Consider the following 13013-nt stretch of genomic DNA (forward strand, 5'->3'; position numbering starts at 1 on the left):
TCTTAATGGCAAAAGTCGGCATTATTGCAGATGAAGTATTACAGAAACATCATTTGCAACAGGTCATCAATCAAGCAGGGTACAGCGTAGTTGCCTGCTTAGCACCTGAAAAAGTGGATTTGAATAAGCTGAATGATGGCGGTGTGAGTATGTGGGTTGTGGATCTGCAAAGAGTAGATCAATATCAGCAATTACTTGATGACTTATTGGATTGCGACACATTACCTATAATCTATGCAGACGGTGAAATTCCACCTCGAAATGATGAAAATTACCCAAAGTGGGAGCGTCGATTACTTGAAAAAATGGCTTCCATTGCAGCACCTGAATCTCATAAAAATGCAGAAGTATTAGTCGACTTAAGTCATTTGGACGCTCCTAAAGCTCATAATGTCATAACATTGGATGAGTCTTTCCAATTTAAAACCAAAACCGATATCGGTCAGATTTGGGTCGTTTGTGCTTCATTAGGTGGCCCACAGGCGGTCAAAGCATTTTTTGATTGTTTGCCAGCTACCATTCCAGTTGCCTTTGTTTATGGGCAGCATATTGATCAAAGTGGATTAGCAGCGTTAGAAAACACGATTGGTCGACACAGTGAATTAACGTTTAAAATAGCCACTGCTCAATCTCAATTACAAAACGGAGAAGTGTTAATTGCACCCATTGATAACGAAATTCAATTTCGTATGAATCATGGTGTGCATGTAATTGATGAACAGTGGCGAGGCGCCTATGCGCCGTGTTTGGATCAATTATTAGAAAATATATCGGTCCAATTTAATCAACAAGCCAATTGCATAATATTCAGTGGAATGGACAACGATTCTACTCTTGGCGCTCAAATTATTCACACAAATGGTGGGTTGGTTTGGGGTCAATCTAAACAAAGTTGCATTCAAAGTTCGATGCCTGATCAAGCCTATGAAACCGGCGTTATGAGCTTACGCGATACGCCACAAATGCTGGCAAGACAATTAATCGAGCACATCAAAAGTAGTGTCACAGAACAAAAGGCAGAAATATCATGAGTGAAGCAAACGTCCAAACACGATCAGCTGAGCAATTATCTTGCTTATTAATCCAGTTATCGACACAAAACTTATTGTTGCCAAACGTCAGTATCGCCGAAGTCATTCAGTTTATTCAACCTGTCCCATTACAAGAAACCCCCGATTGGATTTTAGGTGCAGTTGAATGGCGTGGTGTTAAAGTGCCGTTAATACATTACGAAGCCATAGTGGATGAATTGACTGAACCCCCAAAATTAAGCAGGCACTCACGTATTGCGATTTTCAACAATGTCAGCGGTCAGGCATCATTACCGTTTTTTGCCATGCTTGTTCAGGGTATTCCAAAATTACTTAAAGTGAAAACCGAAGATGTGAAGATAGATGAGCAAAATATTGAATTATCACGAGTGGAAGAAATGGCAGTTGCCACGCCTTTAGGTCGTGCAACCATTCCAGATTTAGAATACTTAGAAACCCTAATTATCCGAGCATTATAAAAAGGTAAAGATATGCAACGTCACGAATTTCATCAGCTAGTCGATGATTACCAAGCTTTTATTGAAGAAGCCATTGATGAATTGGATCAAGACTTAGATTTTGATAATGAAGCAGGCACATTAACGATTCACAATATTGATCAATCACAAATTATTATTTCAAGACAATCTGCAAGTAACCAAATTTGGGTCGCAGCTAAATCAGGAGGGTTTCATTTTGATTATCATGTCGACAAACAAAAATGGTTTGATGATAAAAGCAATGAATGTTTAGATGATTGTATTAATCGCGTGTTAAGTGAGCAAAATAATAATTTAGTTAGAATTGCTTTTGAATAACACATAACACTACGAGGTTTATAAGGAATGTAAACCTCAAAAGTACGTAATTTTTTTGCGTGAATTGGCAAGAACTACATAACTTTAAAATTTAAAGCATGGGCATTTTTTTGCTCTACACTCTATTAATGTTGAGTAATTAATTAGGTGTGAGTAATGGCAGTAAACGTTCGATTTAGATTTGGTTTGTTGTTTCGAATAGCAGCAGGTTTTACATTAATTACCTCATTGTTAATAGCAATTACAATCGTTAGTAGTTTAAGTACTCAACAAGTTGCTCAACAATTTAAGGAATTGTCGACACAAACGACGCCATTTTCACGAAACTCCCAGAATTTAGCTAATCAGTTTTTATCTTTAGAAACTAAAATCCGAGCTTACGATAGCGCATTAACACCTGATCAATTAAAAAATTTATATTCCGAATCAATTACGCTTTCCACCTTAATTGATGAAAAGATCAAACAACTTAAAATTCAAGCTGGCACTAATAAACAACAATTTTCTTTAATCGAAAATATTGAAATTGAATTTGTTCAACTTAAAGAAATTTATGAGCAGATGAATATTTCAAAACAATTGTACTTTTCATCTAAAAATGAAATTGACGCGCTGTCAAAAAAACTTAAACAATTCCAAAAACAATTTACACCTATGCTAGAAAATCTGTTGTTCAGTTTGGACGATATTGATGATCGAACCATGGCAATTTTGTATGAAACTCAAACCCTTGTGGTTTCAGGCATGTGGTATGTAGAGCAAATAAAATCATCAAACGATTTAACCAGTATTGAAAATGTGTCGGGTGGAGATTTTTTAATTTGGGTAGGCGACGTTACTATGCTTGCGTTGCAATTAAAAAATGCCAATGACTCTCCAGAAGTTTCTGAAGTAGTCAGCCAAATTATTCAATTGGCCTCTGAATTAGCCGATGATGTTCGAGGCACAGCAACACCTTCACAAAAATCTAATGGTGTTGTTTCAGGTCTAGGTGCGTATCGATTACAAATACTTAAAATCCAAAAACAACTGAATGATAATATTAATTTATTTGGCGCAAATGTAAGTTCTATTAATGAACTGATAAATGAATTAGTGAAATTAAGTACCAATCAAACCATCATTATTGAAGCAAATGTTAAGGATCAATTTTCATCTAGTTTAACCATTATTTATACGCTAAGTGCAATTGCAGTCGTGATTGCAATTATAACGTCAGTGCTAATAACGTTATCCTTTAAAAAAGGATTATTTAATATTAAAAACGTGTTATCTAAATTTGCCGAAGGGGATTTATCGATTAAATTTGGTAAGCACCCCAATAATGAAATGGGGGATTTGGAGCGGTATTCTAAAAAAATGGCAGACTCCCTTAAAGATCTAATTTCTGATATTAATAATGCATTTGAACAAGTAAATGCATCAGTGAATGAATCCACTCACTTATCAAAACAAACAAGCGAGCATGTAAAGGGACAAAAAAACGAATTACAAAGAGTCAGCAGTTCGTTAGAAAAAATGAGTTTAACTGCAAATCAGGTACTGACATTTGCAGAAAATACTCAGCAAAAAGTCGAAGCTGCTGACCAATTAGCCCACCAAGGATCAACCCAAGTAAACGAGAACCATCATTCAATTGATTCGGTTAATTTACATTTTAAAGATGCATTATCGACTATTTTAGATTTGGATAAAGGTGTCAATCAAATCGAAGTCATCTTACAAACCATCGGATCCATTGCTGAACAAACAAATTTATTAGCATTAAATGCGGCCATCGAAGCTGCTAGAGCAGGCGAACAGGGTCGAGGCTTTGCCGTAGTCGCAGACGAAGTGAGATCGTTGGCTAATCGAACTCAGCAGTCCACCGCTGAAATTCAAGCAATGACTGTAAAAATGTTATCAGACTCTAATAAAGCAGTCAGTATGATGCAAGACAGCAGTGGCCGAATCGAAAAAAGCTTAAATTTAGCAACGCAGGCAAACGACACGATAAGCCAATTTACAGGTGTGATGGACAGTATTAGGCAATTAAGTAATAGCATTACGACTCAAACAGAAGAACAATCTTCTACGACGAAAACAGTCGCAACAAATGTTGACCATATTGCACAGTTGGCAACTAACACTGAAAATATAGCGTTTAAAACCACTCAATCAGGCATAAATTTATCTAAAATGTCAGAAGATTTGATTCAAAAAATTAAGCGTTTTAAATTGTAAGAAAGCAGTGGCAGAATTAGCCATTTATAATGTATTGATTTGTATATTTCATCTGTTTAAATCGATCGCTTCGATGGGTGTTTTTGTAAAATATAATTTCTTTGTAAGTATGCAATTTAACCAATATTCGCAAAGTGAACAAAATCATCATACATCCAAAACAGATACATCCAAAAAAGTCTATATCCAAAAACAGACGACCAATCTTATATAAATTAAGTATAACCCCGCCCTGTTATGAATAATTGGATTCACTAGAGCATTATTAAGTAATAAATGAACGTCCGTGATTGTAAATAATAGATAAAAAAAATTTATTAGAATCAAATTGAGCGTTGATGAAAATAATAAAATTGTGGAAGTCATAATCGAAACAATCAAGACTGGGCATGGGGTTGTAAACAATTGGCGTGCGTAGAAAAACGGTTTAAATTGGCGATGAGATTGGCAAAACTAATAATAATTTAAAATGAAGTTAGCAGAATTTAATACATTTTCGTTACATTTAATTGCATTTTAGGGATTTGGGCTAAACTAAAATTATCACTCATAGATACAGTCAGCGACATGACACTACATATACCCAAAAAATTAGGAAAATTACAATGGTATCACTGGATGATATTAATTCTTTCGCTTATGTTGACTTTTGGTGCATGGTTTATCACAGCAGCTCAAACAAAAGAAAAAGTTACACAGGCATTTGAATTACAAGTTGAGCAATCTCTAAATTTAATCACAGATCGTATGCGTAAATATGAAGATGCGCTTTGGTCTGGTACAGCAATGATTCAAGTATTAGATGGCGATATCGACCGTAACCAGTGGCGAACTTATTATCAAAATTTAGACATTGAAAAAAAATATCCAGGTATTAGTGGAATTGGTGTGATTCATTACATTTCTCAATCTAAATTGATGCCTTATTTAGAGCAACAAAGATTACTTAAACCCGATTACAGTATTCACCCTTCCCATAACAAAAACGAATATTTACCCATTACGTTTATTGAGCCAGAACCAAGAAATGCAAAAGCCGTTGGTTTAGATATGGCTCACGAAATCAATCGTTATACTGCAAGCAAAAAAGCGCAATCCACAGGCCTTGCTCAAATTACTGGCCCAATTGTATTAGTACAAGATCAAAACAAAACGCCAGGATTTCTATTTTATGCGCCCTTTTATCATTATGGATTAAAAGAAACCATCGAGGAACGAGACAAAAATTTTGCTGGAATGGTTTACGCCCCTTTTATTGTAAAAAAATTAATGGAAGGCACATTATTGCAGCAAAATAGACATGTAGGTATTCGAATTTCAGATGGCGACACAATCATTTATGATGAAAATATTATGGATGATCAATTTTATGATAAAAATGCTGCGCAATTTAAAGAAGTAACTCAAGCGTTTTATGGCAGGCAGTGGACATTTGAGTTTCGCAGTAATTTATTAGGTAAGGCTTTTAAAGAAACATCACAACCCATAATTATTTTATTAAGTGGTTTGATTATTGATGCATTGCTACTGTTTTTATTTTTGTTGCTAGTGAAATCCAATAAAAAAGCCATCGACTTTGCATCGAGGGTAACTAAAGATTTAGAGCTGAATAATAAATATTTAGAAAATGAAATCATTGAGAAGAAAAAATTAGCGCTAGAAGCAAAACAAGCAACGCAAGCTAAGTCACAATTTTTATCCAATATGAGTCATGAATTACGAACCCCTTTAAATGCAGTGATTGGTTTTATCAGTATGTGTTTAAAAACAAAGCTACAAAGTAACCAAACATTTATTTTAAATAATGCAAAAGTTGCGTCAAATACTTTATTAATGCTTATTAATCAGACGTTAGATTATTCAAAAATAGAATTGGGGAATTTAATAATTGAAAATATAGAATTCGATTTAGTGAAATCTATTGAAAAAATAAATTCAATTTTTTTAGATCAAGCTTTACAAAAAGGAATTGCCTTTAGTATTAATATTGAGCCTTCATTTCCAAAAAAAATCATGGGTGATGAATTAAGGTTTGAACAGATTGTGATCAACCTGTGTGGAAACGCGATTAAATTTACAGAAAATGGCGAAATTAGTATTAATGTTAGTTTTCATTATGTTGATGACACTCATTTAAAATTACAATTAAAAGTGACAGACACAGGCGTTGGTATAGAGCATGACAAACTAGATAAAATATTTGATTCATTTCAACAGATAGATAATTCTTCCAGTCGAGAATTCGGTGGAACTGGGTTGGGATTATCAATCAGTAAAGAGCTTGTTGAATTAATGAATGGAAGCATTTCTGTTTCAAGTAATATTGATCAGGGAAGCCAATTTTGTGTGGAATTAGAATTTGAAATTATTAACCAACATGATGTGTATTTGAAATCTGAATTAGATCAAAAATTTAATTTAAATGTAATGCACGAATCCGATCAAAAATCGCTTCCAGCTTCTGTAAATACTGAAAAACCATCCGAAGTACCCTTCAAAGATTTACAGATAATGTTAGTCGAAGACACGCAATTTAATCAAATAATCGCCCAAGCTATGCTTGAAGAATTTGGAGCCATTGTCACGATTGCCAATCACGGGCAAGAAGCATTAGATATTTTAAGAACAAACAGTAAATTTGATTTGATATTAATGGATATTCAAATGCCAGTCATGGATGGGTATGAGGCCACAAAAAACATCATTGAAGACCCCAGTTTAAATCATATTCCTATTATTGCACTGACGGCAAATGCAGTGTTGAGCGATATAGAAAAATGTAAACAGTGTGGAATGGTCAATCACATTTCCAAACCAATTGATGAAGATGATGTTAAAGATAAAATCAAAAAGTGCATGAAGCGTACACTTTAAAATTTTAAATTATAAAAAACATAATAATTAATCTCGTCACAAAATATAAACCAACAATTTGATGTTATAATGCGCGATATCCTGCCCCATAAACTGATCCAATTAATTCATTATTAGGGTCAAGTTGATTAATTTTTTTGCGTAATTTCTTAATATGACTATCAATGGTTCGATCAGATACGATACGGCCATCATCATAAATGCTATTCATTAACTGGTCGCGCGAAAATATTTTTCCTGGCCTGCTCATTAGTGCATCTAATAATTTAAATTCAACGCAGGTTAATTCAGATTTTTGATCGCCATACACGACGCTGTATTCATCAGAATTTAAGGTAAGTTTTAAGGGGGAAATTTTAGATTCATCTGGCATTAATCTTTTAAGTAAATTTTTAACTCGAACCACCACTTCTCTTGGGCTATAGGGTTTGCAAATATAATCATCCGCGCCTAACTCCAGACCAATTAATCGATCAATTTCATCGACTTTAGCTGTTGTCATAATAAAGGGGGTGTCACCTAATGATTTACATAAAGTGATACCGTCTTTCCCTGGTAACATTAAATCTAAAATAACCAAATCCACAGTATGATTTTCTAACCAGGGTAACACATCATTTCCGTTTTCAATTAACGTCACTTGATAATGTTCAGCGCTTAAGTATTCTTTTAAAATATTCCCTAAAGTGGATTCATCTTCCACAATTAATATATGTGCATCAGGCATGTTTGTGCTCCAGAGGTAATTCTATAATGATGTTAATGCCGCCTAATTTACTGTGGGTGGCATGAATGCTCCCTTGATGGGCTTCCACAATATTTTTGCAAATAGACAATCCTAAACCGCTGCCGCCAGTGAGTTTATTGCGTGAATCTTCGATACGATAAAGTCGATTAAATAATTGTTCTAATTGTTCATCAGAAGCGCCAGGACCACTGTCTTGCCAGTGAATTGTGACTTTTTGATTATCTTGTTTTGCTTCCACTAAAATGCTCCCCGGTGTGTCGGTATACTTAATGGAATTTTGCATAAGGTTACGAAATAGCTGTTCAATTCGACGTTGATCGGCAAAGACCATTAAATGATTTTCAATGTTTTGCTCAACAACCAAGTCAATTTGGGGCTGTTCTGTCACAATCCCAAAGAGCAAATCGCTAATATTGCAAACGCTAAATTGATAATTGAGCGCACCCAAATCGCTCATGGATAATTCATGTAAGTCATTGATCAATTTTGATAAATCTTCAATTTGCTTGGCCAGCACATTTAAATTGTCTTCATTAGGTTTGCGAATGCCGTCAATCATGGCTTCAATTTGGGCTTTAATGACCGCCACAGGGGTGCGTAACTCATGGGAAATATCAGCAATCCATTGGTTTTTAGCGCTCATGTTTGAGCTTAATGTCTGAGATAATAAATGTAAATCGCGTCCTAATTGAGCAATTTCATCCTGTCCTGATACCGGTGGTTCAATTGAGTAATCTCCCTTGGCTAAGGTTTGTGTCGCTTTGGATAAGCGCTCAATTGGGCGAGAAAAAATGCGAGCCCCAATAAATCCAATAAAAATCGAGATAATAACAGAGGCGATGATGGAGATAATAAAGCTTTCTTTTTGCTGGTTAATGAATTTTTGATCTTCTCGAGATAATAGATTCTTGTTGGTAATGACGCCTATTTGAGCGATAACTAGCTTATTAATTACGACATCGTGCCAATTTATGTCTTTTTTATTGTCAGATTTTTTCATTTCACGTAATAAAGGTTTGCCTTTTTTGAATTCTGATCGAAACGTATACAGAGTGTTATCAACATTTATAATGGTGCGTTTTAATAAACGATCATGTTCAAAGGATGGCGCGGGAATGGATTGAATGCTATTTTGAACTTGCATCCAAAATTCATGATTGATTTTAATAAATTGATTCTTAGTGTATTGATCAGTAATTAAATCTTCAATGGATTGAATTTGAGATAGATCGGCACTGGAGCGATATTTAGCAAATTGCTTATCAAATCCGCGCCAGTTGATGCCGATAATCACTAAACATAGCAATAGATTTGCGCAAAGGATAATAAAAAAGAGTTTATGTTTCAGTTTAAATGTCATGGTTATCTCAATCTATAAATAGCCATGACAGTATACGAGATTTTTTCAACTCAATTGTGCAAACAAAATGAATTATGTAAAGCAGCCCTATATTTTGTGCTCAATGCTAATGCAGCACCAATACTAATGCGGCTTTTTCACATAAATCTTGCTCATTAGAGTCGTTTTTGTGTTTACCTTCTTGAGTGATGACTGTGGTGTAACTGGTTCGTGAACCTTTGCATATAGTTAAACCTAATACTTGGTTAGGACTAAATACATAAAGGTCAAAACTGGTTTCACCTCGAGTATACGCTTCAAAATACACGCGTTTTTCACTAATAGTGAAGGATTTCGCCCCTTTTTTCGCCAACACTTCAAACGGCTGATTGTCTGGAGGAATTACAAAAACCGCGTCATCGCGGATTTCGATACTCGTCCAATTGCTGTCTGTGTCGACTTTAAGTTGGTAAATATTTTCTTTTTCAGCATTTGCATATTGTGCAAAGATCCCAAAAATAGAAAAAAGTGTAAAAATTATGCGTTTTTTTGTAAAAATCATGGACTTTCTCGGCTGTTTGTTGAAAATGCACTCCCTTATGTATAGTTCATGAAAGTTACATCGTCAAAGAATGTAATTGAATGTCACAAACTGTTAATTTCTAAAAGGTATCGATATGTCCGAAGTCAAACATTCCCCTGTATTAATCCTAGGATCTGGCCCTGCCGGATACACCGCTGCCGTTTATGCTGCTCGTGCAAATTTAAAGCCTGTGCTTATCACAGGCTTGCAAATGGGTGGTCAATTAACAACAACAACTGAAGTCGATAACTGGCCAGGTGACGTTGAAGGATTACAAGGTCCTGCATTAATGGAGCGTATGAAAGAACACGCTGAGCGTTTTGATACGCAAATCATCTTTGATCAAATCCACACAGCAGAATTAGAATCTAAGCCATACAAATTAATCGGCGATTCAGGCGAGTACACCTGCGATGCATTAATCATCTGTACAGGCGCATCTGCTAAATACCTAGGTTTGCCTTCAGAAGAAGCATTCAGTGGTAAAGGCGTTTCTGCTTGCGCGACTTGTGATGGTTTTTTCTACCGTAACAAAGACGTAGTGGTTGTGGGTGGTGGTAACACGGCTGTTGAAGAAGCATTGTACTTATCAAACATCGCTAAAAAAGTAACGGTTATTCACCGTCGCGAAAGCTTCCGTTCTGAAAAAATCTTGTCTGACAAATTGATCGAAAAATCAAAAACAGGCAACGTTGAGATTTTATGGAACAACAACCTAGATGAAGTGTTAGGTGATGACATGGGCGTAACTGGCGTTCGTATCAAAGATAACGACGGCAAAACTCAAGAATTAGCAGTAGACGGCGTATTCATCGCAATTGGCCACACACCGAACACCGGTTTGTTTGAAGGTCAATTAGAAATGGACGGCGGGTACATCAAAGTGCGCAACGGCGCAGAACAGTTTGCAACTATGACGTCTATTGAGGGCGTATTTGCCGCTGGTGACGTAACAGACCAAGTTTATCGTCAAGCTATTACATCTGCCGGATCAGGCTGTAAAGCCGCGTTAGATGCTGAGAAATTCATCGACGGTCACTAGAAATTCTTCTTTCATCCATTTGATGAAATGAATTTTAAAAAAGCAATCATGGGGTGATCCAGATTGCTTTTTTTTCGCCCTAAATAAAGCAAAAACATAACCAAATCGTAGGTCACCCTTCAGGGTGTCAAACTACTTGCTAGACACAGGTATACGTTACAGTTGTGTAATATGAAAAAGACCGACGGGATTCGATACTCCATAAAAAAGGCCACTTTGAATAGTGACCTTGTAGGATTTAGATTGAAATTGATTGGTTGAAAACCGATCAACGGCTCTGACCTTTAGATACTTTTAGTTCATGCGGCCTGCCTGCTCAAGAATATTCAAATATTCTGATATTAATTCGAGGGATTCACTTTCATACAATTGGTTAATGTTAACTATAAAAACCTCATGCCCGTACGAGACTTCAGTATGGGGGTGTGTTTCTGGATTTATTGCATATTTAATTAAATTTGAAATAGTTTCCAGAATATTGGCTTGTAAATTTTTGCAGTTACTGGCTCTCTTAGGGTCATATCGTATAAAGCTAATATATTGATTGGAGTGTAATTCTTTGTTGAGCAATTGTATAAATTGTCTGTCGGTATCGGAGTGAGAGTCTTTATCTGAAAATTTTGTGTATGGCCAACTTTTTTTAATGTGGTCATAAATATCAGCGTGCCTTATTGATATGAAAATTAAGAAATATATTATTGGGGCAGCTAGTTTCTTGGAGTTCCCTAAGCTAATAGATTGGATGATTGTAATTGCGTGCTCAATATCTCTTAAGCTTGAATGGGTTAGAGTTGCAATGGAATCTATTAATTCAATGTTTGCCTTTGCTTCAAGGCCATTTTCACAGTAACCATAGTCATTAACTGTAGAGTTGTATAATGCTTCAAATATTGTATTGGTCTTTATTTGATTTTCCCATAGTGTCTGAATATATTGTTTTTGTTCTGGTTTTGCTAATTTATACTCTTGGTGAAAAAAACGTTTTAAATAACGTGCTGATTCAAAATTTTGACCATAGACAGCTGTAATTGAATGGCATAGTTGATCAGATGCTGTTGCGACAATGAAGTAAACTCCTTTAATTGCAAATATGTGTTTGATTGTTTCTAGTAATTCAATTGCGTATGAGGGTCTGCATCGATCAAGTTCATCAATCATAATAAATAATGGGGCTTCGAGGCCTGAATCATCTAGCTCACTTACAAGTTGCTCCATGTGATGAATGAAAAAAGAAATTGATTTCCTCTTTGATTCGTAATTTTTAATTGATTTTTCAACGTGTTTAGTAACTATTGTGCTTACGCTAGATAAGAACTTTTCTGAATTTAAATTTAATTCGGTTGAATTATCTGATTCTAGGTTTGATGGCTCATCACCAACCGTGTCATCAAAAAACATATTCTCTGATGGATTGTCGATTGATTCATTCTCTAGTTGTTCGTTAATAATATCAAATGCTTCCTCACCTACTTTTTTTAAAATATACCCTGAGGCTGCAGGGGCGATAGCTTTACCACATTTAATTGCAATTTTTTTCAGTTTTGAAAAATTTAAATTGGGAAATTTTGTTTTGGTCTCAGTGTTGTCCATTAACTGAATAAGTGATTCATTGATTGATGATATAAATGCAAGTAATGGTGCGTCCGCCATATCGTTTTTCCACGCATCAAATGTAATAACTACATGCCCTGATTTACGTAGATCTTTAGCTAGGTTGTCCATGAAAAAGGTTTTCCCGTAACCCCAATCGGCATTAATATTTAAAATGAAATTATTTTTATTTGTGTCTGATTCAGAATTCCATTTGTTTATTAAATATCTTTGAAGCCACTGACCTTCGGCTGTTCGGTTGAGTAAGTCGTTAGGCCATAGTTCTTTTTCAGTTTGCGATACTGACTCTTGGTTGTTTTGAGATGTTGTCATGTGATTTCCTTTTAAGCTCAGATTTATTTGTATGATTAGATTGTACGGCATGACCTTATGAACTACTAATTGGTTTGTTTGGGAATATAATATCTAAGAGTCAAAATAGTTGATCGAAAAACAATCAGTTTAATTCTGATCTTAGTTTTCTGAATCAACTTAAAAGTCTCGATTATTCAAGTGATCTGGGCTTTTTTGTGGGTTTTAAAAATTTGAAGAGGTTTGTGTGTCGCAGCAAGCAAGCGACCTACTTTGATGGTGCTGGCGGTTAAAGTAAGGATGTCCACACGTATTTAAGGCGAATAATCTAGAAGTATCTCTTTCATAATTATGAAGTCACTTAAAAAGAAAAAACATAACTAAATCGTAAGTCGTCCTTAAGGGTGTCAAACTACTAAACTCTCTTTAATATAGTGATTACCTGCCGAAAGA

General features: G+C 35.3%; 10 protein-coding genes. 6 read left to right on the forward strand and 4 right to left on the reverse strand.

From position 1 onward, the window contains the following. The first annotated feature begins 5 nt into the window (after positions 1-5). The 5 genes from TYM08_RS00235 (at position 6) to TYM08_RS00255 (ending at position 6946) form a co-directional block, all read left to right on the forward strand. On the forward strand, positions 6-1031 hold the full coding sequence (locus tag TYM08_RS00235; RefSeq protein ID WP_422380961.1) for a chemotaxis protein CheB: 1026 nt from the start codon (positions 6-8) through the stop codon (positions 1029-1031). Next, a complete protein-coding gene (locus TYM08_RS00240; protein WP_422380962.1) occupies positions 1028-1510 on the forward strand; it encodes a chemotaxis protein CheW in 483 nt (160 codons plus the stop codon). Before TYM08_RS00235 ends, TYM08_RS00240 begins: the two co-directional genes overlap by 4 nt. A gap of 12 nt (positions 1511-1522) precedes the next feature. Further along, positions 1523-1849: an iron donor protein CyaY gene (gene cyaY, locus TYM08_RS00245; RefSeq protein ID WP_422380963.1), complete on the forward strand. Its 327-nt coding sequence runs from the start codon at positions 1523-1525 to the stop codon at positions 1847-1849. Positions 1850-2005: 156 nt separating this feature from the next. Continuing rightward, complete coding sequence (locus TYM08_RS00250; protein WP_422380964.1) at positions 2006-4072, forward strand: methyl-accepting chemotaxis protein; 2067 nt, start codon at positions 2006-2008, stop codon at positions 4070-4072. Positions 4073-4690: 618 nt separating this feature from the next. Beyond that, a complete protein-coding gene (locus tag TYM08_RS00255) occupies positions 4691-6946 on the forward strand; it encodes a CHASE domain-containing protein (protein ID WP_422380965.1) in 2256 nt (751 codons plus the stop codon). A gap of 64 nt (positions 6947-7010) precedes the next feature. Here TYM08_RS00255 and TYM08_RS00260 read toward each other — a convergent pair whose 3' ends face one another. From TYM08_RS00260 to TYM08_RS00270, 3 genes are all read right to left on the reverse strand, one after another. Beyond that, positions 7011-7673 carry a response regulator gene (locus TYM08_RS00260; protein WP_422380966.1) on the reverse strand — a complete coding sequence of 221 codons (663 nt, stop codon included), beginning with the start codon at positions 7671-7673 and terminating at the stop codon, positions 7011-7013. Further along, complete coding sequence (locus tag TYM08_RS00265; RefSeq protein WP_422380967.1) at positions 7666-8988, reverse strand: ATP-binding protein; 1323 nt, start codon at positions 8986-8988, stop codon at positions 7666-7668. The genes TYM08_RS00260 and TYM08_RS00265 overlap by 8 nt, the downstream gene beginning before the upstream one ends. A gap of 172 nt (positions 8989-9160) precedes the next feature. Then, positions 9161-9595: a hypothetical protein gene (locus TYM08_RS00270; protein WP_422380968.1), complete on the reverse strand. Its 435-nt coding sequence runs from the start codon at positions 9593-9595 to the stop codon at positions 9161-9163. A 115-nt stretch (positions 9596-9710) separates the two neighbouring features. Here TYM08_RS00270 and trxB point away from each other — a divergent pair, with 115 nt between their 5' ends. Then, a complete protein-coding gene (trxB, locus tag TYM08_RS00275) occupies positions 9711-10658 on the forward strand; it encodes a thioredoxin-disulfide reductase (protein ID WP_422380969.1) in 948 nt (315 codons plus the stop codon). A 294-nt stretch (positions 10659-10952) separates the two neighbouring features. Here the strand turns inward: trxB and TYM08_RS00280 are convergent, their stop codons facing one another. Next, positions 10953-12581 carry a KAP family P-loop NTPase fold protein gene (locus TYM08_RS00280; RefSeq protein ID WP_422380970.1) on the reverse strand — a complete coding sequence of 543 codons (1629 nt, stop codon included), beginning with the start codon at positions 12579-12581 and terminating at the stop codon, positions 10953-10955. Between the last annotated feature and the right edge of the window lie 432 nt (positions 12582-13013).

The sequence above is a fragment of the Marinicellulosiphila megalodicopiae genome (assembly GCF_045862395.1).
Lineage (GTDB): Bacteria > Pseudomonadota > Gammaproteobacteria > Pseudomonadales > Natronospirillaceae > Marinicellulosiphila > Marinicellulosiphila megalodicopiae.

Excerpts from the sequence above, each read along its gene's own strand:
- TYM08_RS00235 (WP_422380961.1), top strand. The coding sequence starts at position 6 with ATGGCAAAAGTCGGCATTATTGCAGATGAAGTATTACAGAAACATCAT.
- cyaY (WP_422380963.1), top strand. The coding sequence starts at position 1,523 with ATGCAACGTCACGAATTTCATCAGCTAGTCGATGATTACCAAGCTTTT.
- TYM08_RS00240 (WP_422380962.1), top strand. The coding sequence starts at position 1,028 with ATGAGTGAAGCAAACGTCCAAACACGATCAGCTGAGCAATTATCTTGC.
- TYM08_RS00270 (WP_422380968.1), bottom strand. The coding sequence starts at position 9,595 with ATGATTTTTACAAAAAAACGCATAATTTTTACACTTTTTTCTATTTTT.
- trxB (WP_422380969.1), top strand. The coding sequence starts at position 9,711 with ATGTCCGAAGTCAAACATTCCCCTGTATTAATCCTAGGATCTGGCCCT.
- TYM08_RS00280 (WP_422380970.1), bottom strand. The coding sequence starts at position 12,581 with ATGACAACATCTCAAAACAACCAAGAGTCAGTATCGCAAACTGAAAAA.
- TYM08_RS00250 (WP_422380964.1), top strand. The coding sequence starts at position 2,006 with ATGGCAGTAAACGTTCGATTTAGATTTGGTTTGTTGTTTCGAATAGCA.
- TYM08_RS00255 (WP_422380965.1), top strand. The coding sequence starts at position 4,691 with ATGATATTAATTCTTTCGCTTATGTTGACTTTTGGTGCATGGTTTATC.
- TYM08_RS00260 (WP_422380966.1), bottom strand. The coding sequence starts at position 7,673 with ATGCCTGATGCACATATATTAATTGTGGAAGATGAATCCACTTTAGGG.